General features: G+C 72.8%; 23 protein-coding genes. 9 read left to right on the plus strand and 14 right to left on the minus strand.

Features of this window, described 5'->3' with window-relative positions; all coding sequences use genetic code 11:
• Window positions 1-17: 17 nt before the first annotated feature.
• Window positions 18-809: a metal-dependent hydrolase gene (locus ACFXGI_RS01130; RefSeq protein ID WP_384701397.1), complete on the minus strand. Its 792-nt coding sequence runs from the start codon at window positions 807-809 to the stop codon at window positions 18-20.
• A 145-nt stretch (window positions 810-954) separates the two neighbouring features.
• Between ACFXGI_RS01130 and ACFXGI_RS01135 the strand changes: the two genes are divergently transcribed.
• From ACFXGI_RS01135 to ACFXGI_RS01145, 3 genes are all read left to right on the plus strand, one after another.
• Window positions 955-3,477: a DEAD/DEAH box helicase gene (locus ACFXGI_RS01135; RefSeq protein ID WP_384701400.1), complete on the plus strand. Its 2,523-nt coding sequence runs from the start codon at window positions 955-957 to the stop codon at window positions 3,475-3,477.
• Between the two features lie 79 nt (window positions 3,478-3,556).
• Window positions 3,557-4,459: an acyl-CoA thioesterase II gene (locus tag ACFXGI_RS01140; protein WP_266631675.1), complete on the plus strand. Its 903-nt coding sequence runs from the start codon at window positions 3,557-3,559 to the stop codon at window positions 4,457-4,459.
• A 50-nt stretch (window positions 4,460-4,509) separates the two neighbouring features.
• Entirely contained in the window at window positions 4,510-4,911 is a 402-nt protein-coding gene (locus ACFXGI_RS01145) for a YchJ family protein (RefSeq protein WP_030860500.1), read from the plus strand.
• Here the strand turns inward: ACFXGI_RS01145 and ACFXGI_RS01150 are convergent.
• Complete coding sequence (locus ACFXGI_RS01150) at window positions 4,875-5,738, minus strand: DUF6397 family protein (RefSeq protein WP_384701404.1); 864 nt, start codon at window positions 5,736-5,738, stop codon at window positions 4,875-4,877. The two genes, ACFXGI_RS01145 and ACFXGI_RS01150, sit on opposite strands and share 37 nt — an antisense overlap.
• 122 nt (window positions 5,739-5,860) lie before the next feature.
• Window positions 5,861-6,259 carry a roadblock/LC7 domain-containing protein gene (locus tag ACFXGI_RS01155; protein ID WP_030158066.1) on the minus strand — a complete coding sequence of 133 codons (399 nt, stop codon included), beginning with the start codon at window positions 6,257-6,259 and terminating at the stop codon, window positions 5,861-5,863.
• Window positions 6,260-6,366: 107 nt separating this feature from the next.
• Between ACFXGI_RS01155 and ACFXGI_RS01160 the strand changes: the two genes are divergently transcribed.
• The gene (locus ACFXGI_RS01160; RefSeq protein ID WP_384701407.1) at window positions 6,367-6,795 is read left to right on the plus strand and encodes a PPOX class F420-dependent oxidoreductase; all 429 of its coding nucleotides are present in this window, start codon (window positions 6,367-6,369) and stop codon (window positions 6,793-6,795) included.
• Window positions 6,796-6,834: 39 nt separating this feature from the next.
• Here ACFXGI_RS01160 and ACFXGI_RS01165 read toward each other — a convergent pair whose 3' ends face one another.
• Genes ACFXGI_RS01165 through ACFXGI_RS01185 form a run of 5 tightly spaced genes read right to left on the minus strand, consistent with a single transcriptional unit; the run spans window position 6,835 to window position 11,853 of the window.
• Window positions 6,835-7,488: an ATP/GTP-binding protein gene (locus ACFXGI_RS01165; RefSeq protein ID WP_384701409.1), complete on the minus strand. Its 654-nt coding sequence runs from the start codon at window positions 7,486-7,488 to the stop codon at window positions 6,835-6,837.
• Window positions 7,488-7,868 carry a DUF742 domain-containing protein gene (locus ACFXGI_RS01170; RefSeq protein ID WP_384701412.1) on the minus strand — a complete coding sequence of 127 codons (381 nt, stop codon included), beginning with the start codon at window positions 7,866-7,868 and terminating at the stop codon, window positions 7,488-7,490. Before ACFXGI_RS01170 ends, ACFXGI_RS01165 begins: the two co-directional genes overlap by 1 nt.
• Before the next feature lie 17 nt (window positions 7,869-7,885).
• Window positions 7,886-8,329: a roadblock/LC7 domain-containing protein gene (locus ACFXGI_RS01175; RefSeq protein ID WP_099894014.1), complete on the minus strand. Its 444-nt coding sequence runs from the start codon at window positions 8,327-8,329 to the stop codon at window positions 7,886-7,888.
• Window positions 8,329-10,971 carry a nitrate- and nitrite sensing domain-containing protein gene (locus tag ACFXGI_RS01180; RefSeq protein ID WP_384701415.1) on the minus strand — a complete coding sequence of 881 codons (2,643 nt, stop codon included), beginning with the start codon at window positions 10,969-10,971 and terminating at the stop codon, window positions 8,329-8,331. Before ACFXGI_RS01180 ends, ACFXGI_RS01175 begins: the two co-directional genes overlap by 1 nt.
• A gap of 60 nt (window positions 10,972-11,031) precedes the next feature.
• Entirely contained in the window at window positions 11,032-11,853 is an 822-nt protein-coding gene (locus ACFXGI_RS01185) for an MHYT domain-containing protein (RefSeq protein WP_384701418.1), read from the minus strand.
• 157 nt (window positions 11,854-12,010) lie between these two features.
• Here ACFXGI_RS01185 and ACFXGI_RS01190 point away from each other — a divergent pair, with 157 nt between their 5' ends.
• On the plus strand, window positions 12,011-12,610 hold the full coding sequence (locus tag ACFXGI_RS01190) for a class I SAM-dependent methyltransferase (protein ID WP_384701421.1): 600 nt from the start codon (window positions 12,011-12,013) through the stop codon (window positions 12,608-12,610).
• Between the two features lie 116 nt (window positions 12,611-12,726).
• On the opposite strand, the gene ACFXGI_RS01195 is transcribed toward ACFXGI_RS01190, so the two are convergent.
• Window positions 12,727-13,641 carry an oxygenase MpaB family protein gene (locus ACFXGI_RS01195; protein WP_384701424.1) on the minus strand — a complete coding sequence of 305 codons (915 nt, stop codon included), beginning with the start codon at window positions 13,639-13,641 and terminating at the stop codon, window positions 12,727-12,729.
• Between the two features lie 135 nt (window positions 13,642-13,776).
• Between ACFXGI_RS01195 and ACFXGI_RS01200 the strand changes: the two genes are divergently transcribed.
• Both ACFXGI_RS01200 and ACFXGI_RS01205 read left to right on the plus strand, forming a co-directional pair.
• Complete coding sequence (locus tag ACFXGI_RS01200; RefSeq protein ID WP_384701427.1) at window positions 13,777-14,571, plus strand: hypothetical protein; 795 nt, start codon at window positions 13,777-13,779, stop codon at window positions 14,569-14,571.
• A 43-nt stretch (window positions 14,572-14,614) separates the two neighbouring features.
• The gene (locus tag ACFXGI_RS01205; protein ID WP_384701831.1) at window positions 14,615-15,070 is read left to right on the plus strand and encodes an SAM-dependent methyltransferase; all 456 of its coding nucleotides are present in this window, start codon (window positions 14,615-14,617) and stop codon (window positions 15,068-15,070) included.
• A gap of 31 nt (window positions 15,071-15,101) precedes the next feature.
• Here the strand turns inward: ACFXGI_RS01205 and ACFXGI_RS01210 are convergent, their stop codons facing one another.
• Window positions 15,102-15,284: a hypothetical protein gene (locus ACFXGI_RS01210; protein WP_030860521.1), complete on the minus strand. Its 183-nt coding sequence runs from the start codon at window positions 15,282-15,284 to the stop codon at window positions 15,102-15,104.
• Window positions 15,285-15,499: 215 nt separating this feature from the next.
• On the opposite strand from ACFXGI_RS01210, the gene ACFXGI_RS01215 reads away from it, so the two are divergent.
• Complete coding sequence (locus tag ACFXGI_RS01215) at window positions 15,500-16,825, plus strand: GAF domain-containing protein (RefSeq protein ID WP_384701430.1); 1,326 nt, start codon at window positions 15,500-15,502, stop codon at window positions 16,823-16,825.
• A gap of 55 nt (window positions 16,826-16,880) precedes the next feature.
• The gene (locus tag ACFXGI_RS01220; RefSeq protein ID WP_384701432.1) at window positions 16,881-18,404 is read left to right on the plus strand and encodes an aldehyde dehydrogenase family protein; all 1,524 of its coding nucleotides are present in this window, start codon (window positions 16,881-16,883) and stop codon (window positions 18,402-18,404) included.
• 20 nt (window positions 18,405-18,424) lie between these two features.
• Here the strand turns inward: ACFXGI_RS01220 and zapE are convergent, their stop codons facing one another.
• The 4 genes from zapE to hisG all read right to left on the minus strand — a co-directional run bounded on the left by zapE (window position 18,425) and on the right by hisG (window position 24,020).
• The gene (zapE, locus tag ACFXGI_RS01225) at window positions 18,425-19,522 is read right to left on the minus strand and encodes a cell division protein ZapE (protein WP_384701435.1); all 1,098 of its coding nucleotides are present in this window, start codon (window positions 19,520-19,522) and stop codon (window positions 18,425-18,427) included.
• Window positions 19,523-19,780: 258 nt separating this feature from the next.
• Window positions 19,781-21,325 carry an alpha/beta fold hydrolase gene (locus tag ACFXGI_RS01230; protein WP_384701438.1) on the minus strand — a complete coding sequence of 515 codons (1,545 nt, stop codon included), beginning with the start codon at window positions 21,323-21,325 and terminating at the stop codon, window positions 19,781-19,783.
• Between the two features lie 78 nt (window positions 21,326-21,403).
• Window positions 21,404-22,960, minus strand: a complete 1,557-nt coding sequence (locus ACFXGI_RS01235; protein ID WP_384701441.1) for an alpha/beta fold hydrolase — start codon at window positions 22,958-22,960, stop codon at window positions 21,404-21,406.
• 217 nt (window positions 22,961-23,177) lie between these two features.
• Complete coding sequence (gene hisG, locus ACFXGI_RS01240; protein WP_327131119.1) at window positions 23,178-24,020, minus strand: ATP phosphoribosyltransferase; 843 nt, start codon at window positions 24,018-24,020, stop codon at window positions 23,178-23,180.
• Window positions 24,021-24,030: the final 10 nt, after the last annotated feature.

Genomic DNA, 24,030 nt, shown 5'->3' on the forward strand with positions numbered 1-24,030 from the left:
GAACTCCCGGACAGGCTCTAGATGAAGCCGAGGGCGGAGGCTCCGCCTATGCCGCCGAGCAGCATGAACACGGGCATCAGCACCTTGAGCTCCACCCAGCTGCCGGCCCGGAAGCGCATGCCCTTGGGCGGGCCGATGGGGTACCAGCGCTTCCCTGCGATCGGGAGGGGCCACAGGACGGGGCAGCCGGAGACGGTCAGGGCGTCGCCGATGTCGTGGACCAGGGCGCCGAGCAGGATCGGCAGGCCGAGCCAGAGATATTCCTGTCCGGGGCCGGTGAACAGCCATCCGGCGCCGTTGCCGGGCTGGTCGAGGACGCCGGCCAGGATCCAGGCGCTGGTGGCGCCCAGCAGCCAGACGAGGACGTCGCTGGACATCCGGGCCGCCCGCCACAGCAGGCCCTCGACGGCCAGGACCAGGTGGACGAAGAGCAGGACCAGCACACCCCAGCGGTCGGTGGTGGCCGCGAGTGCGGAGGAGCCGCCGCCGATCAGGACGGCCCACAGCCAGGTGTGCGTCAGGGTGCGGTGGCCGCCGGTCCGACGGGCGTCCTTGGGGGCGCGGGTGGCCTTGTAGACCGCGTAGGAGATCTTGTCGACCACCTCGCACAGGCCCCGGGAGAGCGGGCCGAAGGCGCGCGAGATCGTCGCCGACTTGTGGTCCAGGTCGGGGGCGAGCGCGGCGCCGGCGCAGATGAGCGCTCCGACGACGAGGACCGGCCAGGGCATCGGGTGCCCGGCGGCCGCGGCCGCCGCTCCCACCCCCAGCCAGGCTGCCGCCCCGGACAGTGAGTGCGCCGGACCCATCATGGTCGTTCCCCGCCCCAGTCGTGTGGTGGTCGGACCCTGTTGACGGTTTCGTTCGGGCCCGGTCAACGGCACAGCGTACCGGCGGTGATCTTCGATCCGTCCGCCGGTTCCCTCTTCCGACGGGAAACCAGGCAAGATGGGGGGTGTGACCCTCATTGATCAGCTCCCGCCGAACGCCGACCCCGACGCCCTCTTCGAGGCTTTCTCCTCGTGGGCGGAGGATCAGGGCATCACCCTGTACCCGGCTCAGGAGGAGGCGCTGATCGAGGTCGTCTCCGGCGCGAACGTGATCTTGTCCACCCCGACCGGCTCCGGCAAGAGCCTCGTCGCGGCGGGCGCGCACTTCACCGCCCTCGCCCAGGACAAGGTGACCTTCTACACCGCCCCGATCAAGGCGCTGGTGTCGGAGAAGTTCTTCGACCTGTGCAAGCTGTTCGGCACCGAGAACGTCGGCATGCTGACGGGCGACGCCTCCGTGAACGCGGACGCCCCGGTGATCTGCTGCACCGCCGAGGTGCTGGCCTCCATCGCCCTGCGCGACGGCAAGTACGCCGACATCGGCCAGGTCGTGATGGACGAGTTCCACTTCTATGCCGAGCCGGACCGCGGCTGGGCCTGGCAGATCCCGCTGCTGGAGCTCCCGCAGGCGCAGTTCGTCCTGATGTCGGCGACGCTCGGCGACATGAAGCGGTTCGAGGAGGACCTGACCCGGCGCACCGGCCGGCCGACCTCGGTGGTGCGCTCCGCGAGCCGGCCCGTGCCGCTGTCGTACGAGTACGTCACGACGCCGATCACCGACACCATCACCGAGCTGCTGGAGACCCGGCAGGCCCCGGTGTACATCGTGCACTTCACGCAGGCCCAGGCGGTCGAGCGGGCGCAGTCGCTCATGAGCATCAACATGTGCACCCGCGAGGAGAAGGACAAGATCGCCGATCTGATCGGCAACTTCCGCTTCACCACCAAGTTCGGCCAGAACCTCTCCCGCTACGTCCGGCACGGCATCGGCGTCCACCACGCGGGCATGCTGCCCAAGTACCGGCGCCTGGTCGAGAAGCTGGCCCAGGCCGGCCTGCTGAAGGTGATCTGCGGTACCGACACCCTCGGCGTCGGCGTCAACGTCCCCATCCGCACGGTGCTGTTCACCGCGCTCACCAAGTACGACGGCAACCGGGTCCGCACGCTGCGCGCCCGCGAGTTCCACCAGATCGCCGGCCGCGCCGGCCGGGCCGGCTTCGACACGGCGGGCTATGTGGTCGCCCAGGCGCCCGAGCACGTCATCGAGAACGAGAAGGCCCTCGCGAAGGCGGGCGACGACCCGAAGAAGCGCCGCAAGGTGGTGCGCAAGAAGGCTCCCGAGGGCTTCGTCGCCTGGTCGGACACCACCTTCGAGAAGCTCATCGCCGCCGACCCGGAGCCGCTCACCTCCCGGTTCAAGGTCACCAACATCATGCTGCTGTCGGTCATCGCCCGCCCGGGCGATGCCTTCAAGGCGATGCGCCACCTCCTGGAGGACAACCACGAGCCGCGCAAGGCGCAGCTGCGGCACATCCGCCGGGCGATCGCGATCTACCGCTCGCTGCTGGACGGGGGCGTGGTCGAGAAGCTCGACACCCCGGACGCGGAGGGCCGCACCATCCGGCTCACCGTCGACCTCCAGCAGGACTTCGCGCTCAACCAGCCGCTGTCCACCTTCGCCCTGGCCTCCTTCGACCTGCTGGACCCCGAGTCCCCCTCCTACGCGCTGGACATGGTCTCCGTGGTCGAGTCCACGCTGGACGACCCGCGCCAGATCCTGGCCGCGCAGCAGAACAAGGAGCGCGGCATCGCCGTGGGTGCGATGAAGGCCGACGGGATCGAGTACGAGGAGCGGATGGAGCGTCTCCAGGACGTCACCTATCCCAAGCCGCTCGAAGAGCTCCTCTTCCACGCCTACGACGTGTACCGCAAGAGCCACCCGTGGGTCGGCGACCACCCGGTCTCCCCGAAGTCGATCATCCGCGACATGTACGAGCGCGCGATGACCTTCACCGAGTTCACCTCCTTCTACGAACTCGCCCGCACCGAGGGCATCGTGCTGCGCTACCTGGCGGGCGCGTACAAGGCGCTGGACCACACCATCCCCGACGACCTCAAGTCCGAGGACCTGCAGGACCTCATCGCATGGCTGGGCGAGCTCGTCCGCCAGGTCGACTCCAGTCTGCTCGACGAGTGGGAGCAGCTGGCGAACCCGGAGGTGGAGACGGCGGAGCAGGCCCAGGAGAAGGCCGACCAGGTCAAGCCGGTCACGGCGAACGCCCGCGCCTTCCGCGTCCTGGTCCGCAACGCCATGTTCCGCCGCGTGGAGCTCGCCGCCCTGGACCACGTCGACCAGCTGGGCGAGCTGGACGCCGAGGCCGGCTGGGACGCCGACGCCTGGGGCGAGGCCATGGACGGGTACTGGGACGAGTACGACGACCTGGGCACGGGTCCCGACGCCCGCGGACCGAAGCTGCTCCAGATCGAGGAGGACCCGGCGCACGGGCTGTGGCGCGTCCGCCAGACCTTCGCGGACCCCAACGGGGACCATGGCTGGGGCATCAGTGCCGAGGTCGACCTCGCGGCCTCCGACGAGGAAGGCCGTGCGATCATCCGGCTGACCTCGGTCGGTGAGCTCGGCGCGCTCTGAACCACCCCCGCAAGCGACCCGACCCACCCCAGCACCCGGACCCGCCGGAACCGCCGGACCCGACAGTGGAGAAGCTCTGATGACGAATCCCGCCGAGAGACTCGTCGATCTGCTCGACCTGGAGCAGATCGAGGTCAACATCTTCCGCGGCGCCAGCCCGCAGGAATCCCTCCAGCGGGTCTTCGGCGGGCAGGTCGCCGGCCAGGCCCTGGTGGCCGCCGGCCGTACCACCGAGAGCGACCGCCCGGTCCACTCGCTGCACTCGTACTTCCTGCGCCCCGGCATCCCCGGGGTGCCGATCGTGTACCAGGTGGAGCGGGTGCGCGACGGGCGGTCCTTCACCACGCGCCGGGTCACCGCGGTCCAGCAGGGCAAGACGATCTTCAATCTCACCGCCTCCTTCCATCATCCGGAGGAGGGCAGCATCGAGCACCAGCTGCCTCCCCGACTCGACTTCCCCCACCCGGACACGCTCCCGAAGGTCGCGGACGAGATCCGCGAGCACTTGGGCGCGCTGCCCGAGGCGCTGGAGCGGATGGCCCGCCGCCAGCCGTTCGACATCCGGTACACGGACCGGCTCCGCTGGACTCCCGAGGAGCTCAAGGACGCCGATCCGCGCAGCGCGGTGTGGATGCGCGCGGTCGGCCCGCTGGGTGACGACCCGCTGGTGCACACCTGCGCCCTCACCTACGCCAGTGACATGACCCTCCTCGACGCCGTGCGCATCCCCGTGGAGCCCCTGTGGGGCATGCGCGGTTTCGACATGGCCTCGCTGGACCACGCCATGTGGTTCCACCGGCCGTTCCGCGCGGACGAGTGGTTCCTGTACGACCAGGAGTCGCCCATCGCGCACGGCGGCCGGGGCCTCGCCCGGGGCCGCATCTACGACCTGGAGGGCAGGCTGCTGGTCTCCGTGGTCCAGGAAGGCCTCTTCCGCCCGTACGCCGAGAACGCGGCCAAGCCTCCCGTGTCACCCCAGTAGCCCACCCCCTTCCGCCAGTCCGCCCCGTCCACGAAGAGCTGAGCGCCCCGATGCCCACCCCGGCCCTCCCCTGCCCCTGCGGGCTGCCCGCCGCCTACCCGGAGTGCTGCGGCCGCTTCCACTCCGGTGCGCAGCAGGCGCCCACCGCCGAGCTGCTGATGCGCTCCCGTTTCAGCGCGTTCGCCGTCGGCGACACCGCCTACCTGCTGCGCTCCTGGCACCCGAGCACCCGGCCCGGCCGGCTCGACCTGGACCCCGGCCAGCGCTGGGAGCGTCTGGAGATCCTCGCCACCGAGCGCGGCGGGATGTTCGAGACGGAGGGATCGGTGGAGTTCCGGGCGCACTACCGCGAGGGCCGGCACGCCGGTTCCCTGCACGAGCACAGCGCCTTCGCCCGGGAGGCCGGGGCCTGGGTCTACGTCGGCCCCCTCTCCCCCGTCGACTTCGACTGACCGCGGGCCCCGGTCAGCGCGAAGTCCAGGCTGGTGCGGTACCAGTGGGCCTCGTCCGGCGGCTCCGCCCGCAGCAGCCGCAGCGCCACGGCCGCCGCGGCGGGGATCTGCGGATGTCCGTACGGCGGGGGCGGGGCGAGCGCGGCCAGCAGGATTCGCTCCGCCGGATCGGTCACGGCCTCCCGCAGCTCCTCCTCCGGGAGGACGGAGGCCAGCACCGCGGCCCGCTCCCAGGGGTCGGCGGTTCGTCTCAGCAGCAGCCCCACATGCCGACCGCGCCACTTCCGAGCCCGCAGATCCGCCTTGACGGCCAGCAGTTCCCGGTCGGCCGGGGGTGCGCTCCCGCGCAGCATCCCCGCCTCCCGGCCGGCGAACTCCCTCAGCTCCGCGGCCAGATAGAGCCACACCACCACCCGGTAGCGATTGATCCGGTAGCCGACCGGGGTGACGTGCCCGCACCGCGCGAGCCGGGTGAACCGGCCCGGGCTGACCCCCAGCACCGCACCGGCGGCCTCTGCTCCGGCCACGGTCTCGACCCGCTCCCGCAGCACGTCCGGGAACCCCTCGGCCGACCGGACCCGCTCCAGCTCGGCCCGCGTGTACCGCGCGGCCCCTCCCGGCGCCGGCGGCCCGGCCCGTACGATGCCCAGCTGCACGGCCCGGGCGAACTCGGTCCGGGTCAGCCTCAGTTCCTCGGCCGCCCGGGCGCCGCCCACCGCCGCATCCGGCAGCGGCTCCGCCCGCACCGCCGACGGCCCGGCCGCCGCCCGTACCGCCGGCGAGGACTGCCCCCGTACATCCGACAAGACCTGCGTCGCGACCTCCATGACGGTCCTCCCCCACACGAGACGATTACTCTGTGTGAAAACCGTAACTCAGCGCTACGACACCCCGCGAGGCCTGTGGACAACTCCGGAAAACCCGGGAAACCCCCGGAAACCCAGGGGCCTCAGCCCCCCGTGATCCGCCGCTCAGCCACTCCCAAGTGCTCCCCCACCCGGTTGACCAGCAGCGTCATCTCATACGCGACCTGGCCGATGTCGGCCTCGGCGGCGCTCAGCACGCACAGCGAACTCCCCGCGCCCGCCGCCATGACGAACAGCGCGCCGTCGTCGTACTCGACCATCGTCTGACGCACCTCGCCCGCCCGGAAGTGCCGGCCCGACCCCTTCGCCAGACTCTGCAACCCCGCCGCCACCGCCGCCAGATGCTCCGCGTCCTCCCGGGCCAGCCCCGCGCTCGCACCCGTCACCAGGCCGTCGTTGGAGAGCACCACCGCATGCCTGACCTGCTGGACCCTGCGCGTCAGGTCATCGAGCAGCCAGTCGAGTTGCTTGTCCAGTGCCATTTCGAGCCCCTCCCCGTCGACGCCGCCGGCATGGCCGCGCCCCACCCCTCGTAGTAAGTGCCGCAAGCCTTCCCCACCAGCGCCTTTCGGGCAAGGAGGATGTGCCCATGGCGAAGAAGATGACTCAAGAGGAATGGCGGGCATTCGTCTCGTACGGGACCCGCACCGGCAAGCTGACCACCGTCCGCGAGGACGGCAGCCCGCACGTCGCACCCGTCTGGTTCGTTCTCGACGGCGACACCTTCGTGTTCAACACCGGCAAGGACACGGTGAAGGGGCGCAACCTGCTGCGCGACGGCCGCGTCGCGCTCTGCGTGGACGACGACCGTCCGCCGTACTCCTACGTCGTCCTCCAGGGGCGCGCCGAGATCGGCGAGGACCTGGAGGAGATGCTCCCCTGGGCGACGCAGATCGCCGCCCGCTACATGGGTGAGGAGCGCGCCGAGGCCTTCGGCCGCCGCAACGCCGTCCCCGGCGAACTCCTCGTCCGCGTCTCCGTCGACAAGGTGATCTCCGTCGACGGCATCACCCACTGACCCGCGCGCCGCCCCTTCCCCTGCCGCGGTCCGGCCCCCTCACACGGAATCGGCCTGCGGCTCCACCGAGTCCAGCAGCCGGGCGGTGTGCACCCGCCCGGCGTACTCGACCAGCCTGATCAGCACTTCCTTCCCCGAGTCCCTGTCCCGCGCGTCACACAGCACCACCGGGGTTCCCGACTCCAGATCCAGTGCCCTCGCCACCTCGTGCGCCCCGAACCGCCGTGCGTCCGTGAAGCAGTTGACGGCCACCACGAACGGGATGCGCCGGTGCTCGAAGTAGTCCACCGCCGGGAAGCAGTCCTCCAGCCGGCGTGTGTCCGCGAGCACCACCGCGCCGAGGGCGCCCTGCGACAGCTCGTCCCACAGGAACCAGAACCGGTCCTGTCCCGGCGTCCCGAACAGGTAGAGCGACAGCCCCGACCGGATGGTGATCCGCCCGAAGTCCATGGCCACGGTCGTGGTCGTCTTCCGGGCGACCCCACCCGTGTCGTCGACCAGCTCGCCCGCCTCGCTGAGCAGCTCCTCCGTCCGCAGCGGCCGGATCTCGCTGACCGCGCCGACCAGCGTCGTCTTGCCGACACCGAACCCGCCCGCCACGAGTATCTTCAGCGAGAGCGCCGCCAGTTCCCCGTCGTCCTCCGGATCCGCATGCACGTCCGGTCCGCCGGTCCCGTCGTGGTGTTGTCCCATCACAGCGCTCGCAATCCCTCGATGACTTCACGCAGAATCCGTTCGTCCGGCAGACGGGCGGGCGGCACCGGACGGCTCACCTTGACGTGGCCGCCCTCCAGCAGGTCCCCGAGCAGCACCCGCACCACGCCCACCGGCAGGTCCGCGTCCGCGGCGAGCTCCGCCACCGACTGGGTCACGGACCGGCAGAGCCCGAGCAGCGCCCGGTGTTCGGGGCCGAGCAGCGACTCGGCCGCCGCGCCCCCGCCTTCGCCGTCCACGACGACCAGCGCGATCAGGTCGAACCGGACCCCGTGGGGTCCCGGCTTCGTACGCCCGCCCGTCATCGCGTACGGACGGACGAGCGGGCCCGCGTCGGCGTCGTACCACTGGCCGTTCATGGACCGGACCGCCGCCATCAGCCCGCGGCCGGCGGCCGTGCCGCGAACCGGGACGGGGTGTACAGGTGCTCCCCGACCCGCTTCACGAGCCGGGCCATCTCGTACGCGATCAGCCCGATGTCGGCGCTCGCCGCGCTCAGCACGGCCAGGCAGGAGCCGTCCCCCGCGGCCGCGACGAAGAGGAACCCCTCGTCCATCTCCACCATCGTCTGACGCACGCCCCCGGCGTGGAAGTGCCGGCCCGCGCCCTTCGCGAGACTGTGGAAGCCGGAGGCGACGGCGGCCAGATGCTCCGCGTCCTCCCGGCTCAGCGCGCTCGATGCGCCCACCGCCAGGCCGTCGTTGGACAGGACCACGGCATGCCGGACCTCGCGGACCCGGACCACCAGATCGTCCAGCAGCCAGTCCAGTTCGCCGGACCGGCGGATTCCGTCGGGGTTGAATCTCTGGTGCTCGATCATCACACTTCTCCTTCGCTGCCTGCGTGGGTGCCGGTCTCCTGGGCGCCGGTCTCCTGGGCGCCGCGGACCCAGCCGGCCCGGTAGGACGCCATCCGGTCCCGGGCCTGCTCAGGGCTGAGCCCCGGCGGCTCCTCGGGCAGGCGCGTCCCGGCCGGGTCCTTCGGAGCGGGGGCCTCGCGCAGCTGCGGGACCAGGCTGGCCTGGCGTACGCGGCGCGGCAGTTCGGCGGCCTCCGCGCCCCCGGGGCCCCGCGGTCGCAGGGAGGCCACCGGGGCCGGGCGCGGCTCCTCCTCCCGTACGGGAACCCGCTCCGGCGCCGGGATGCCGCGGGGTTCCTCCCGTACCGGGGACCGGCGCGCGTCCTCCCGTACCGCCGACCTGCGCGCGTCCTCCCGCACGACGGTCATCGCGGGCGGCTGCGGCGCCCGCTCCCCCGGCTCCGCGGGGGCCTCGAAGAGCGCGGCCGGGTCCGGCGCCTGCCCGGAGCCGGTCTCGATCGCGCCCTGGAGCAGGGAGTTCGGCAGGAGCACCACGGCGGTCGTACCACCGTACGGCGACGTGCGCAGGTGCACCCGCACACCGTGCCGGGCGGAGAGCCGGCTGACCACGAAGAGCCCGAGCCGGTCGCTGTCGAAGAGGTCGAGGGCCTCGGACTGCTCGATGCGCCGGTTGGCCTCGTGGAGGGAGTCGCGGCCCATGCCGAGCCCGCGGTCCTCCACCTCCAGGACGTATCCGGCGCCGACGGGTTCGCCGCTGACGCGGACCTTGGTGTGGGGCGGGGAGAACTGGGTGGCGTTCTCGATAAGTTCGGCGAGCAGGTGCGTGAGGTCGGCGACCGCGCCGCCGAGCACGGCGGCCTCGGCCAGCTGACGGACCTCGACCCGCGGGTAGTCCTCGATCTCGGACACGGCGGCCCGTACGACGTTCGTCAGCGGGACCGGCATCCGCCAGGCCCGCCCGGGAGCGGCTCCGGACAGGATGATCAGGCTCTCCGCGTGCCGGCGCATCCGCGTCGTGAGGTGGTCGAGGCGGAAGAGGTCGCCGAGTTCGCCCGGGTCGTCGGAGCGCCGTTCCATCGAGTCGAGCAGGGTGAGCTGCTTGTGCACCAGGACCTGGCTGCGGCGTGCCAGGTTGACGAAGACGCCGCTCACGCCGCTGGCGAGCTCGGCACGCTCGACGGCGGCGCTGAGCGCCGCCCGGTGGACGGTGGCGAGGGCCTCGCCGACCTGGGTGATCTCGTCGTCGGCCGGGGGTGGGGGCGGGGTCTCGGCCTCGACGTCGATGTCCTGGCCGGCCCGGAGCCGGTCCATGGCCTGCGGGAGCTTGCGGTGGGCGATCTCCAGGGCGGTGTTGCGCAGCGAGACGAGTTCCACGACGAGGGCGCGGCCGATGCGCACGGAGATGACGAGGGAGGCGGCGACGGCGGCGAGGCCCAGCAGTACGGCGGCTCCGGCGGGGCTGAGACCGCCCTGGGCGAGGGGGTCGGTGCGGTCGACGGCTCCGGCGTGGGCGGCGGCGGCGATCTCGCGCATCGAGGTGCTGATGCTCGTGTACGCGGCGTCCCAGCCGGCGGGCGCGCCGCGGGCCGCGTCCCTGGCCTGTCCGATGGCCGCGTCCCTGGCCTGCCCGGTGGCCGCTTCCCTGGCCGTGCCCGCGGCCGCTCCCGTGGTTGCCGCGCCGACGAGCACCCGGTCCTCGGCGGCGGTCAGTTCGGCGTAGGCGGCGCTCTTCGCGACGGACTGCCAGGCGGCCTGCTGGGCGGCGGGCAGATCGTCGGCGCTGCCCGCGGTGAGGGCACGGCGGGTCTCGATGACGCCGGTCAGGCGCCGAAGCGTTTCGGCGGTGCGCGGGCCGGACGCGGCGATCAGCGCGTCCTCGCGGGAGAGGAGTTCCCCGGCCCGGGCGAATTCGAGCAGGACGCGGGCTTCGGGACCCAGTTCGGCCTCGGCGCCGCCGGTGAGGGAACCGTCGACGGCGAGGGCGCTGTCGACGACGCGCGCGTACGCCTCCTGCGCCGCGTCCTGGGTCGCCCGCCGGTCCGTGACGTCCTTGCGGGTGGCGCCGAGCCCCTCCGCCGCGGCCACGAAGGCGCCGACGCGGACCACGACGTCGGAGCGGTGGTCGCCGGACTCGGCGACGGTGTGCCGGTCGCCGAGCCGCAGCCGCCGGACGGCGGCATCGGTGCGCCGCGTCTGCGCTTCCAGCGCGGCGCCCTGGTCGGAGCCGGGATCGGCCAGGTAGCGGACGGCGGCGCGCCGTTCGGCCTGGAGCTCGGTCACGGCCGCCGCGACGGGGGTGCGAATCTGCTCGTCGACGCGCTGGGCGCTGGTGAGCCGGGCGATGTCCTGGGCGGTGCTGACGGTCGCGAAGCCCCAGAGGGCGAGGAGGGAGACGACCGGGACCATCAGGAGGGAAACGATCTTCGCGCGGACGGAGGCGGGGCGCAGCGTGGGCCTGCGGGACCCGCCGCCGGAAGCCGCGGCGGCCCCGGCCGCCGTCACCAGGCCGGGTCCGCCGGACCGTCCGTCGTCCGGCGGAGCCGGTTCCTCGGCGGGCGGTCCGGCGTGGGCCCGGCGGCCGCGCGCCGGGGGCGCGGGCAGCTGCGGCGCAGCTGCTTCCGGTCGTCTGCGGGGTGGGCGCATGGGCTCCTCGTTCCGGGTGCGGTCCAGCGGGGGGGGTGCGGGGCAGGTCGGCTCGGGAGCTCAGCGGGCCGGAGCGGGCGGCACCGCGGAGGCCGCCCGAGCCGGCGCCGGTGCCTGCCCGCCCAGGTGCCGGGCGGCCGATGCCGAGGCGGCGTGCTCGTCGGCGGTCGGGGAGAGCGCGACGAACGCGGCGGTGATGAACAGGTACGAGCCGAGCCCGACGGCGAGCGGGAAGATGAACTGCATCGCGGTGGCGCCGGGCAGGGCCTGGTCCGAGGGGACGACGCGGACGGCGACCGCCAGCATCCCGGTGTAGTGCATGCTGCTGACGGCGGCGCCCATGACGAGCGAGGCGACGGCCACGGCGACCGGTGCCTTGATGTTGAGCGCGGCCCACAGCGCGGCGGTGGCCGCGACGACGGCGATCGCGACCGAGAGTGCGACCACGAGCGGGTCGTACGAGACGCTGCCGTGCAGGCGCAGGGCGGCCATGCCGAGGTAGTGCATGCTGGCGACGCCGAGACCGGTGGTGAGGCCCCCGAGGACGAGGGCGCGGCCGCGGGCCCGTCCGTAGCCGACGGCGAACACCCCGGCGCCGACGACAAGTACGGCGACGAGGAGGCTGAGGATGGTCAGCGGCACGTTGTAGTGGATCTCGGTGCCGGTGACGTTGAAGCCGAGCATCGCGACGAAGTGCATCGTCCAGATGCCGGTGCCGATGGCGGAGGCCGCGGTGAGGAGCCAGTTGCGGCGGGAGGAGCCGGTCGTCGCGGCGAGCGCGCGGACGGTGCAGCGCAGCCCGAGGGCCGCGCCGATGGATGCCATCACGTATGACAGTACGGGTGTCAGCCAGCCATAGGCCGCGTGGTCGAGGTGTCCCATGGCCCCGGGACGCTAGTCCGGGTGAGGGCGCGAACAAGGGGCGCATTTCGAAAGCAGCTGGAACTGCTGGAATATGACAGAGCTACGTTCGTCTTCGATCACGCCACGTGCCACCTTGCACACGCACCGCGCGGAGCCCATGGGGGATCATGTCCACATGAGCGAAGACCACACGCACGTGCAGGAGTTCTTCGGGACGCGCGCCGCCGACTGGGACCGGAAGTTCCCGTCGGACGGCCCCGCGTTCGAGGCGGCCGTGGCCGAATTCGGCCTGTGCCCCGGAGACCGCGTCCTCGACGCGGGCTGCGGGACCGGGCGGGCGCTGACGGCGCTGCGCGCCGCCGTCGGCCCGGCCGGCACGGTGCTCGGAGCGGACCTCACCCCGCAGATGCTGGCCGCCGCACGGCGGGCCGGGCGGGACGCCGCGGGCGCGCTGCTGCTGGCGGACGTGGCCCGGCTGCCGCTGCGCGACGGGGTGCTCGACGCCGTGTTCGCCGCCGGGCTCGTCGCGCACCTGCCCGACCCGGAGGCGAACCTGCGCGAGCTCGCCCGCATCGTGCGCCCCGGCGGCCGGCTCGCCCTGTTCCACCCGATCGGCCGGGCGGCCCTGGCGGCGCGACAGGGCCGCGAGCTGACGCCGGACGACATGCGGGCCGAGCACAACCTGGGCCCGCTGCTCGCGGGTTCGGGCTGGGACATGACCTCGTACGCCGACGACGACGCCCGCTTCCTGGCACTCGCGCTGCGCCGCCCCTGACCGCCCTCCCCGCAGACACCTGGAACAGGCATCCGGAACAGACACGCGTAACAGGGACTCGTGTCGGACACTTCGTACGTCGGCACCTGGCCCGGGACCCGCGGAGGTGCCCCGGATCACGCCGGAGGCTGAGCCTCGGCCCCGGCCGGTCGGCGCGGATGGGGCACGGGGCATCCCCCCGAGCCGGGCACCGGGAACGTGCCGAGCTCGCCCACGTCGTAGCCGTGGGGGTAGCCCTTGATCTCCGGGTTCTGCCGGGCGTAGTGCGGGGCCTTGCGCGGCGGCAGCAGCCGGATCGCGCGCCCGCGCAGCTTGAGGGCGCCCTGGAACAGCCGCTTGACCTGCGGGCGGGGGCTCTCGTAGCGGAAGGCGGACAGCAGCGGCTCGTCGAGGAGGGAGAGGCTGAGCGCGCGCACGGCGGGGGTGAGCGCCGCCGGGTACCAGGAGGCCATCAGGGCGATGGTGGAGTCGGCGACCTTGCGGCCGCCCTCGTCCCAGCCGAAGTGGGCCTCCTCGTAGGAGTTCAGGGTCTCCTCGAACTCCTCGAAGGAGCCCGGGATGTCCGTGATGCCCAGGTGCCGGCCGAGCTCGGCGTAGTAGTTCGCACTGGCGCGGCGCTCGTGGTGGGTCAGCGGCCGCCAGCCGTAGGCGTCCAGCCAGCGCGCCGGAATCACCACGAACGTGCACAGGACGTAGCGCATGTCCTCGTTGGTGATGTCGTAGGCGCGGTGCATCTGGTTGACGCGGCGGATCGCGGTGCGCGCGGTCTCGCTCTCGAACCCGTGCTCCACGACGGCGTCGAGGAGCAGCGAGGTGTCGTCGTAGCGCTTCTGCGGGCGCTCGGTGAACTCGGCTGTCTCGGCGAGCAGGCTGCCGATGCTGGGGACGGCGTACGTGCGGAAGAGGGCGAGCTCCAGGGCGCGGGTGAAGTCCCATGGGAACTCGAAGGTGGCGGTGAGCCGGTAGATGGCGAGGAAGTCCTTGTCGGGGTCGAGCCGGAGGATCTCCCTCAGCCGGTCGTAACGCTGCACCGGGTGTCCCTTTCTGTGGCGGGTGGCCAACTCTACGTGCAGGTGGCGGGCTTGGAAATCGTCGGCCGCAGGCTCTCGACGCGGGGGTTACCCGCTGGTTAGGGTGCGCCGACGAGAGAGCGACCGGGAGGCCACGTGACGGACGAGGAGGGGGGCGGTGCGCTCTACGTGCTGACCGCAGTGCTGCTGACCCCCGCGCAGTTTCCGAGCATCCTGGGCGACGATTTCCCGGAGGCCTGCGCGCTGCTGGGTGTGAAGCCTGCTGCGCAGGGATACGGGCTGGTGCTCGGCCAGGACGAGGAGGGCGCGCGCTGGACCGTCGTCGTGGACGACGTCTCGCTCGTGGCCATGGCGATCGCCTCCTGGGACTGCGGCATGGAGTACGACCTGTCACCCGACGAGCGGTCGATCGTGGTCTCGCTGGCGGGCTGGCCGCTGGCCCTGTCCGTGGCGGCGCCGGGCATCCCCGATCCGCACGACCCCGAGCAGGGCGCCGACGGCACGGGGCGGGTGCCGCTGGCACCGCCGTCCGCCGAGGTGTGGGGGCCGGTGCAGCGGCGGATGGGCGCGGACCAGATCGCCCGGGAGTGGACCGGGTGGCGCGAGCAGGTCGCGACGGACGGCGGCGCGGCCGCCGCGGCGCACCCCGGGCTCGCGCGGGCGCTCCGGGAGGCCCTGGAGTACACGCAGAGCCCGCCGCCGCCCGGACGGGTCCGCTCCTCGTTCGCGGGCGAGGGCGTACGGACGCTGCGGGTCGACGGCCCCGGATGGTCGCTGGTGGCGCGGACCGGCGACGCGGCCTTCGTACTGCTGGACGAGGAGCCGAGCGAGGTCCTCACGGTCCCCCGCGAGGGGGATCCCGATCTCGGCCTGCCGAAACTGCCGGAGCTGCTCGCGGCACTGGACCGCGTCGCCGTACGCCCGGCCTGAACCGGTCCCGAACCGGGGCCGGACCGAGGGAGACGCTGTGCTGGTGGAATCGGAGCCGGTGGCCGTGGTGGTGGGCGGCCGCGCGGAGGCGGTCGACGACGACTGGGGGCGGGAGACGGCGGTGATCCGCCTGGACGCCGGGCGGTTCGGCCCGGAGGCCCTCTACGGGCTGGCGGAGTTCTCGCACCTGGAGGTCGTCTACCACTTCGACCGTGTCCCGGTGGAGAAGATCGAGACGGGCGCGCGGCATCCCCGGGGCAACACGGACTGGCCGCTGGTCGGCATCTTCGCCCAGCGCGGCAAGAACAGGCCCAACCGGCTGGGGGTCTCCCGGTGCCGGATCCTGAAGGTGGACGGTCTGGACGTGCACGTGGAGGGCCTGGACGCGGTCGACGGCACCCCGGTCCTGGACCTGAAGCCGTACATGGCCGAATTCGGCCCGCGAGGCGAACTGCACCAGCCCCGGTGGGCCACCACGCTGATGAGCGACTACTACTGAGCCGCGCCGTCCGCCGGCCCGCGCCGCCCGCTCAGCGGCCCAGCTGCTTCCTGGACACACCCCGCAGGCGACGCCGCTGCGAGGGGTCCAGCAGCAGGTAGGCGGCCGCCGGCACACCGATCAGGACCAGCAGTCCCGCCCAGAACCCGACCGTCCAGAACAACACGATGGCTGCCGCGACTCCGGCAACCGCGACCTTGCCGCGCTTGGACATCTGCGGACACCTCCACCTGTCGTCGTCCACTACCCCCACAACGCGCCGCCGCGACCGCGCGTTCCCGGCCCCCGCGGGCGGATACCGAACGCGACCGGGCGGACACCGCTCGGCGGCGATTCGGCTGTGCCGTGGCCGACGCAGCGCTTGTCGGCGCCCGCCACCGGCACGACGATGGGGGGCGCTCCGGGTACCGCGGCACCACGGGAGGGTGAATGGACGATCCGCCGGTGGCATTGCCGGGCGGGGCCGATCCCGCCGAGCGCACGCGCGTACTGCGCCGGGCGCACACCGCGTTCACCCAGGACGGGCGGGTCGAGGACCCGGTCCGGGCGGTGATCGCGAAGTCCTGGCGGCGGTGCGCCCGGGCCCGGGTCAGCCCGGAGTGCACGCCCCGGGTGGAGCTGGCGGAGGCCGACCTGCGGTCGTACCGGGCGCAGCACCCGTTGGCCCGGGTGATGCCGGTGTTCCGGGACCTCGTCGGGTCGTACGCGGCGCACGGGGCCCATCTGCTGGCGGTGTGCGACGCGCGGGGCAGCCTGCTCTGGGTGGAGGGCGAGTCGGCGACGCTCCGGCGGGCGGAGGGGCTCGGCTTCGTGCCGGGGGCGCGCTGGGCGGAGGCGGCGATGGGCACCAACGCACCCGGCACGGCGGTCGCGGTCGGCGAACCGGTCCAGGTCTTCGGGGCCGAGCACTTCAGCCGGCGGGTACACCCGTGGACCTGCGCGGCGGCCCCGGTGCGCGATCCCCGGACCGGCCGGGTGCTCGGCGCGGTCGACATCACCGGCGGGGACGGCCTGGCCCATCCGCACTCGCTCGCCTTCGTGCAGGCGGTGGCCCGCGCCGCGGAGGCACAGCTGGCGCTGCTGGACCCGGTCCCGCAGGCCGCCGGGGACACCCTGGCCGCCCTCGGCCGGGACGAGGCACTGCTGGTCGGCGGGGGTGCCCGGGTCCGCCTGGGCAGACGGCACAGCGAGATCATGGCACTGCTCGCGCACCACCCGGCGGGTCTGTCGGGCGAGGAACTGGCGATCGCGCTCTACGAGGACGAGTCGGTGTCACCGGTGACCCTGCGCGCCGAGATGTCACGCCTGCGCGGGCTGTCGGGGGACCGGGCTCCCCTCTCCCGCCCGTACCGGACGGCGGCGCCGCTGGAGGCGGACTTCACGGTCGTGACCCGCCACCTGGCGGCCGGCGCCGTCTCGGCGGCCCTCCGCCACTACGCGGGCCCGCTGCTCCCCGGCTCGACCGCGCCGGGCATCGTCCGGCTGCGGCGCCGGATCGAGGACCAGGCGCGGGCCGCGGTGATCGCCCGGGCGGACGCGGGACTGCTGACCGACTGGGTGTGCTCCCCGTGGGGCGCCGACGACGCGGCGGCGTGGCGGGCGCTGGCCGAAGCGCTGCCGCCGGAGGGACGCCCGGCCGCGCTGGCCCGCGTACGGGACCTCGACGGTGAACTCGGCGCCGGATCCGCCCTCGTACGCGCGGGGTCGGCCGCGCCGCCGCGCCGTGCAACGTATCCGCAACCTGCCCGCTCCTAGCCTCCTCCCCGAGCGCTGTCCGACGGCGGCCGGCGCCCGGCAAGGGGAGGACACCATGGCCCGTTACGCTGCGCCCGGTACCGAAGGCGCGCTCATGTCGTACGCGTCCCGCTACGGCCACTTCATCGGCGGCGAGTACGTCGATCCCGCCCTCGGCGCCTACTTCGCCAACCCCTCCCCCGTCAACGGCCAGACCTTCACCGAGGTCGCACGCGGCACGGCGGAGGACGTGGAGCGGGCACTCGACGCGGCGCACGCGGCCGCGCCCGCCTGGGGCCGCACCCCGGTCGCCGAGCGGTCCACGCTCCTGCTGCGCATCGCGGACCGGATGGAACAGAACCTGGAGGCCCTGGCGGTCGCGGAGACCTGGGAGAACGGCAAGCCGGTCCGCGAGACCCTCGCCGCCGACATACCGCTGGCCATCGACCAGTTCCGCTACTTCGCGGGTGCGCTGCGCGCCCAGGAGGGGGCGCTGAGCCAGCTCGACGACGACACCGTCGCCTACCACTTCCACGAGCCGCTGGGCGTGGTCGGGCAGATCATCCCGTGGAACTTCCCGATCCTGATGGCGGTGTGGAAGCTGGCCCCGGCGCTGGCCGCGGGGAACACGGTGGTGCTGAAGCCCGCCGAGCAGACCCCGGCGTCGGTGCACTACTGGCTCAGCCTGGTGGCGGACCTGCTGCCGCCGGGCGTGGTGAACATCGTCAACGGCTTCGGCGAGGAGGCGGGCAAGCCGCTGGCGTCCAGCCCGCGCGTGGCGAAGATCGCGTTCACCGGGGAGACCTCCACCGGGCGGCTGATCATGCAGTACGCGGCAGAGCACCTGAAGCCGGTCACCCTCGAACTCGGCGGCAAGAGCCCCAACCTCTTCTTCGACGACATCTGGACCACCGACGACGACCTGCGCGACAAGGCGCTGGAGGGCTTCACCATGTTCGCCCTGAACCAGGGCGAGGTGTGCACGAGCCCCTCACGCGCGCTGATCGAGCGGGGCCGGTACGGGGACTTCCTCGACGCGGCCGTGGCCCGTACCGAACTGATCGTGCCGGGGCACCCGTTGGACACGGACACCATGATCGGCGCGCAGGCCTCCGAGGAGCAGCTGCGGAAGGTCCTGTCGTACGTGGAGATCGGGCAGAAGGAGGGTGCGAAGGTCCTGACGGGCGGCCGGAGGCAGGACTTGGGCGGTGAGCTGGCGGGCGGCTTCTACGTCCAGCCGACCATCTTCGAGGGGGACAACCGGATGCGGATCTTCCAGGAGGAGATCTTCGGCCCGGTGGTGTCCGTGACCTCGTTCCAGGACTTCGACGACGCCGTCCGCATCGCCAACGACACGGCGTACGGGCTGGGCGCGGGCGTCTGGACCCGCGACATCAACACCGCGTACCGCGCGGGCCGCGCGATCCAGGCGGGCCGCGTCTGGACGAACTGCTACCACGCCTACCCGGCCCACGCGGCCTTCGGCGGCTACAAGCAGTCGGGCATCGGCCGCGAGACCCACAAGATGATGCTGGAGCACTACCAGCAGACGAAGAACCTCCTGGTCAGCTACTCCCCCAAGAAGCTCGGCTTCTTCTAGGCCGAAGGAGGCGTGCTCGGTCAGGACCGCGCCGGGTGTTGCCCGGGTGGCCGGGTTCGGCTCGGGCGTCCGAGCATCGCGAGGCGGCTCGTCGTGCGGTCCAGGTCGCGGGTCAGGGCCTGGCCGTCGGGGAGGGCGGCCAGGGGGTCGGAGCCGATGAGGGCGAGCCGGATGTCGCGGTCGCAGGCGACGTCGACGAGGTTCGCGAACCGCTGCCGTCCGTCCGCGGAGGCCTCGGTCAGCGGGGGGACGCCGTCCAGGACCAGAGTGCCGAACCGCTCGGCGAGGGCCAGGTAGTCGGGCACCCCCGTCGCGGCCTCGCACAGGGCGTCGAAGGCGAACCAGACCGTGTCACCGCGCACCGCGCGGGCCGGCAGCTCCCGCAGGTGGGCCTGGACGGGGGTGGCCTCGCCGGGCTCCGGGGCACTGAGGCCGAGCGCTTCCAGGCCTGCGGCACCCGGTGGCAGACACAGGCCTGTCGCGAACCGGCGGCCGCCGTCCGCCGACGCGGGCGCCGCTACGCGGCGGAAGTCCACCGGACCCGAGACGTCCAGGACGTCCATCCGCTCCTCGATGAGCTGGATGGTCGGCTCGAACAGGTGGTGGTAGAGCGGGTCCGGCATCAGCCCCGCGGGCGGGTAGTTCGAGGTGGTGACCAGCGTGATCCGGCGGTCGAGCAGCGTACGGAAGAGGCGTGCGATCAGCATCGCGTCGCCCGCGTCGTGCGCGTGGAACTCGTCGAAGACCAGGATCCGGCTGTCCCCGATCAGCTCGTCGAGAGCGCTGTCGACAGCGCTCTGCCCGTCGTGGCGAGCGCCCGGCCTGGTCACTCCGTCGTGCAGCCGGCGGAAGAAGTCGTGGAAGTGCAGGCGGCGTTTGCGCCCCTTGGGCAGCCCTTCGTAGAAGGTGTCCACGAGCCAGGACTTCCCCCGGCCCACCGGGCCCCAGACGTACAGGTCGCGCGGCGGCCTGGGGAAGGTCCAGGCCGGCCGGCCGAGTTCGCCCGCCAGGTGGGCCAGCCGTTCGACGGCGGCCTCCTGGGCGGGGGCGACGGAGAAGCCGCGCCGTGCGGCGGCCTCGTGGAAATGGCGGCGCATGGCCTGGGCGTGCTGGGGCACCGGTCGGTTCATCCGTTCGTACGCCGGGCTTCGGGTCGCGGTGGTACCGGCAGCCCTGCGCGCGCGAGCCCGGAGGGGGCCGCTCCCTTGCCGCCCGCCGTCTCCGCCGTCGCGGTCGCGGCGTCCGACGACAGTACAAAGCCCATGATCCGATCCCCCGACTCGACCTCCGAGAACGGATCATGATCGCACCTGGACCGGCCCCATGAACAGGCTTGTCCGCCGACCGCGCAGCGGTGACGCTCGGCGCCCCGATCCTTAGGGGCCCGTTTCGAACCGGGGGGCCTTGAGGGTGTTCAGGCAGGCGGTCTTCGGGGCGGACGGGGTGTCGAAGAACGAGACGGCGATCTCCTGGGCGCACTTCGAGGTGGCGAACACCACGTGCGGCTCGTACGGGACCGTGACGACCTTGGCCTTGCTCAGCGTCCGGGCGACGTACGGGCCGTTGTCCGCGCCGGTCTGGGAGTCGAAGCCGCCCGACAGGGCGAGCGTCGGGATGTCGCCGCGCGTTGCGTCCCGGATCGAGCTCGGGGCCGCGGGGACGTTCCAGACGTCGCAGTCCGGACGGAGGAAGGCGAGTTGCGGGGCCTGGTCCAGTACCGAGCGGGGGAACGTCGGGAAGGCTTCCTGACCGCCCTTGAGTGCCTGGGCCTGGGTCTCGTACGGGGTCCACTCGCTGCAGAAGACTCCGTAGACGAGACCGTGCGCGACCCTGCCCATGGCCTGCGGGCTGAGCTTTCCGCCCGCCCACTGCTGCGCGATCCGCTGCGGCTTGCCGTGTGCCAGCTCGTCGAGGGCGATGGGGACCTGGGGTGCCACGTGCGTGGCGGAGGTCATCCAGTTCAGCAGGGCCCCGCCGTCCAGTACGACCTTCACCGGCTTGTCGCTGCCGGGGAGCGTGACGGTGGTGGTGACCGGCTTGGCTTCGAGCCGGCGGACGAGCTGGTCGAAGGTGGCCGACAGGTTCGGGTAGCGCTTGTTGCACGCGGGCTGGGCGGCGCAGGCCTTGAACAGGCCGTCGAAGCCCTGCCGGGCGCTGCTCCAGGTCGCGGCCGAGCCGCTCCTGGACGGCGGCAGGATGCCGTCGAGGCCCACCGAGCGGAGCCCCTCGGGGTGCAGGCGCATGTACGCCAGCGCGAGGTGGGTGCCGTAGGAGATCCCGTACAGGTTCCGCTGCTTGAGGCCCAGCGCGGTACGCAGGTCCTCGTAGTCGGCGGCGCTCTGGACGTCGTTGTAGGCGCTGAGGTCGATCCCGCGGGCCGCCAGCTGGTCGCGGCAGGCCTTCGTGGCCTCGACGTGCAGGCGTTCGGTGGACGGGGCGTCGTGGACGAGGCCGACCGCGCGTGCGTTGAACTCGTCGATGTTGGGACACAGGAGGTTCGGCCGGGCCGAGTACGTGCCGCGCTGGGACATGAAGATGACGTCACGGTCGCGGTTCAGGCCGCCGTCGATCGCCATCTTCGCCTCCCCCACGGCGTCGTCGCCGGGGCCGCCCGCGAGCCACACGATGGGGTCGGATTTCGGCTTGTCGGCCTTGGCGGGCACGATCGCGACACCGAGTGTGATCGTCTTGCCGGTCGGCTCGGCGCGGTTCTCGGGCACGGTGAGGGTTCCGCAGCGGGCCCCCTTGAGCGCCTCGACCGGTTCCGGCGTCCTGGGGCAGGGGCCCGGTTCGTACCTGGCGTCGCCCACCGTGCGGGCGGCCGTGCCGATCGGCGCCGAAGGGTCGGCAGTGCCGTCGGTGCGGGACAGCGCCTGAGCGGGCGCCGCGAGCAGTCCGGTGACGAGGAGTCCGGTTGCCATGCCGGCCGACGCGGCCCGGACTCGTCGTACGCCACGGCGGCGACGGGGATCTTGATGGCGTGTCATCTGGCCTCCCGGTCACTTCGGGACGATCGTGAACGGTGCCGGTTCGAGGCCGTCCACGCAAGCGGTGTCGGGCGCGGTCGGGCGGGCGAGGAACGAGGCCAGCACGCGCTGCGCGCAGGGCGACTGCGGTACCACCCAGTGACCGATTCCGGGGACCTCCACGGAGGTCGAGCGGGACAGGTTTCGAGCCACTCCCTTCGCCCAACTCGCCCCGGTCTTCACGTCGAACGTGCCGGAGATGAGGAGCGCCGGCACCGAGCTGACCGTGGCCACCCGCTGGACGGACGCGCGGTCCGGAACGTTCCAGATCCGGCACGCCGGGTACTGGAAGGGGAGTTGCGGCACCTGGGCCAGGACCGTGTCCGGCCAGCCGGGGAAGGCCTCGCGCCCCGCCTTCAGCACGTCGGGTTCCGAGTACCCGGGCGCCCACTCGCTGCACGCCACCGAGTTCGTCAGGCCGTGCGCGAACGCGCCGGTGTTCTGGACCGAGCCGGCCGCGCGGGCCTGCGCGAAGCGCTGCGGGTTTCCGCGGCTCAGTTCGTCGAGTGCCGCCGGGAGGTCCTTGGGCCGGGGGGTGAAGGCGACGATCAGGTTCAGCAGCGCGCCCCCGTCGAGGACGACCTTGACCGGCTTGCCCCCGCCCGGCGGCGGGACGTTCAGCGTCAGGGGGTGAGCCTCCAGCTTGCGCACCTGCTCGGTCAGCGTGCGCGGGAGGTCCGGGTACCGGCTCTTGCAGGCGGGCTGCGCCGCGCATGCCGCGAAGATGTTGTCGATCCCCTCGGCGGCGCTCGGCCATCCCCACGGCAGGACCGCGCTCTGGGGAGGCGTGACCGAGTCGAGCGCCACGGCGCGTATTCCCTCGGGGTGCAGGCGCAGGTAGGTGAGGGCCAGGTCGCTGCCGTACGAGTACCCGTAGACGTTCCACCGGGGGATGTTCAGCGCGGTGCGCAGGTCGGCGAAGTCGGCGGCGTTCTCGGTGCTGTTGTAGGCGCCCAGGTCGACACCGGCGGCCGTCAGGCGGGACCGGCACTCCTTCACCGCCTTCAGCATGAGCTGCTCGGCCTGCTTCGCGTCGTAGCCCAGGCCCACGGACTGCCCGTTGAAGCGGTCGATCTCCGGGCAGGCGAGGTTCGGCTGGTCGTAGAGGTTGCCGCGCTGGGCCATGAGGATCAGTTCGCGGTCCTTGTTCAGGCCGGACTCGACGAGGAACGGGATGTCGTCGAACGTGTCGCCACCGGGGCCGCCCGCCATGAACACCAAGGGGTCCTGCGCCGGCTTCGCCGGTTTGACGGCCGGAATGACCGCCACGGCCAGCTTGATCGTCCGGCCTCCGGGGCGGGAGCGGTTCTCGGGGACCTCGAGGAAGCCGCACCGTGCGCCGGCGAGCGCTTCGATCGGCTCGGGCGTCTTGGGGCAGGGGCCGGGAACGAACCGGGACGGGGCCGCCGCACCGGACCGCCCGGCGGACCGGGCGGACGATGACGCGGCGCTGTTCGGTACGGGGCCGAATGCCGCCAGGCAGACCAGAGCGGCCGCGGCGGTCACCGCGTGGGTGCTGTGCTTCGGCATGTGATCTCGTCCCTCTGCCGTACCTGCGGCGGGACCGCCGGGCCGGGCCGCAGCGGTGTGGACGGAAGGCTCCCTCCCGACGCTACTCGGTGGACCGTACGCGCGCACGCGGAGCGACCGGCGGCCCGTCCGGCCCCGCCCCGCCGGTCCGCCGACCGGGGGCGGGCGGCGGGGCGGCGGCGGGGCGGTGGGGCGGCGGCGGGGCGGCGGCGGTCCTTCAGAGCCGGCAGGCGTGGATCGCCGTGGTGAGGATCGCGCGGGCGCCCAGCGCGTAGAGGTCGTCCATGATCTGCTGCGCCTCCTTGGCCGGGACCATGGCCCGGACGGCGACCCACCCCTCGTTGTGCAGCGGGGAGACGGTGGGTGCTTCGAGCCCCGGGGTCAGGGCGACCGCGTCCTCCAGGTGCTCGGCCCGGCAGTCGTAGTCCATCATCACGTAGGCGCCGGCCACCAGGACGCCCTGGAGGCGCCGCAGGAACTGCCGGGCCCTCGGATCGTCGGTGCCGGGGCGGCGGACGAGGATGGCCTCCGATTCCATGATGGGCTCGCCGATCACTTCGAGACCGGCGTTGCGCAGCGAGGTCCCGGTCTCCACCACGTCCGCGACGACCTGGGCCACGCCCAGCTCGACGGCGGTCTCCACGGCGCCGTCGAGGTGGACGACCGTGGCCTGGATGCCGTTGTTCGCCAGGTGCTTGGCCACGATGTTCTCGTACGAGGTGGCGATCGTCATGCCGTCGAAGTCGGCCGTGCCCCGCGCCGAGCCGGGCTTGACCGCGTAACGGAACGTCGAGCGGGCGAAGCCGAGCGCCAGCACCTCCTCGGCGTTGACGCCCGACTCCAGCAGCAGGTCGCGGCCGGTGATGCCGAGGTCGAGCCGCCCCGTGCCGACGTACACGGCGATGTCGCGCGGGCGGAGGTAGAAGAACTCGACCCGGTTTCCGGGGTCGACCGTGACGAGCTCCTTCGCCTCCTTGCGCTGCCGGTAGCCGGCCTCCCTCAGCATGGCCGAGGCCCGCTCGGACAAGGAGCCCTTGTTGGGAACCGCGATCCTTAGCATCCGTCTGAAC

The sequence above is a fragment of the Streptomyces sp. NPDC059355 genome, from assembly GCF_042752335.1.
Classification (GTDB): Bacteria; Actinomycetota; Actinomycetes; order Streptomycetales; family Streptomycetaceae; genus Streptomyces.

What these genes read in the sequence shown, in the direction of transcription:
- hisG (WP_327131119.1), bottom strand. Translation starts at nt 24,020, where the DNA reads ATGCTAAGGATCGCGGTTCCCAACAAGGGCTCCTTGTCCGAGCGGGCC.
- ACFXGI_RS01220 (WP_384701432.1), top strand. Translation starts at nt 16,881, where the DNA reads ATGGCCCGTTACGCTGCGCCCGGTACCGAAGGCGCGCTCATGTCGTAC.
- ACFXGI_RS01140 (WP_266631675.1), top strand. Translation starts at nt 3,557, where the DNA reads ATGACGAATCCCGCCGAGAGACTCGTCGATCTGCTCGACCTGGAGCAG.
- ACFXGI_RS01235 (WP_384701441.1), bottom strand. Translation starts at nt 22,960, where the DNA reads ATGCCGAAGCACAGCACCCACGCGGTGACCGCCGCGGCCGCTCTGGTC.
- ACFXGI_RS01230 (WP_384701438.1), bottom strand. Translation starts at nt 21,325, where the DNA reads ATGGCAACCGGACTCCTCGTCACCGGACTGCTCGCGGCGCCCGCTCAG.
- ACFXGI_RS01160 (WP_384701407.1), top strand. Translation starts at nt 6,367, where the DNA reads ATGGCGAAGAAGATGACTCAAGAGGAATGGCGGGCATTCGTCTCGTAC.
- ACFXGI_RS01175 (WP_099894014.1), bottom strand. Translation starts at nt 8,329, where the DNA reads ATGATCGAGCACCAGAGATTCAACCCCGACGGAATCCGCCGGTCCGGC.
- ACFXGI_RS01185 (WP_384701418.1), bottom strand. Translation starts at nt 11,853, where the DNA reads ATGGGACACCTCGACCACGCGGCCTATGGCTGGCTGACACCCGTACTG.
- ACFXGI_RS01170 (WP_384701412.1), bottom strand. Translation starts at nt 7,868, where the DNA reads ATGAACGGCCAGTGGTACGACGCCGACGCGGGCCCGCTCGTCCGTCCG.
- ACFXGI_RS01210 (WP_030860521.1), bottom strand. Translation starts at nt 15,284, where the DNA reads ATGTCCAAGCGCGGCAAGGTCGCGGTTGCCGGAGTCGCGGCAGCCATC.
- ACFXGI_RS01150 (WP_384701404.1), bottom strand. Translation starts at nt 5,738, where the DNA reads ATGGAGGTCGCGACGCAGGTCTTGTCGGATGTACGGGGGCAGTCCTCG.
- ACFXGI_RS01180 (WP_384701415.1), bottom strand. Translation starts at nt 10,971, where the DNA reads ATGCGCCCACCCCGCAGACGACCGGAAGCAGCTGCGCCGCAGCTGCCC.
- ACFXGI_RS01155 (WP_030158066.1), bottom strand. Translation starts at nt 6,259, where the DNA reads ATGGCACTGGACAAGCAACTCGACTGGCTGCTCGATGACCTGACGCGC.
- ACFXGI_RS01145 (WP_030860500.1), top strand. Translation starts at nt 4,510, where the DNA reads ATGCCCACCCCGGCCCTCCCCTGCCCCTGCGGGCTGCCCGCCGCCTAC.
- ACFXGI_RS01165 (WP_384701409.1), bottom strand. Translation starts at nt 7,488, where the DNA reads ATGGGACAACACCACGACGGGACCGGCGGACCGGACGTGCATGCGGAT.
- ACFXGI_RS01130 (WP_384701397.1), bottom strand. Translation starts at nt 809, where the DNA reads ATGATGGGTCCGGCGCACTCACTGTCCGGGGCGGCAGCCTGGCTGGGG.
- ACFXGI_RS01215 (WP_384701430.1), top strand. Translation starts at nt 15,500, where the DNA reads ATGGACGATCCGCCGGTGGCATTGCCGGGCGGGGCCGATCCCGCCGAG.
- ACFXGI_RS01190 (WP_384701421.1), top strand. Translation starts at nt 12,011, where the DNA reads ATGAGCGAAGACCACACGCACGTGCAGGAGTTCTTCGGGACGCGCGCC.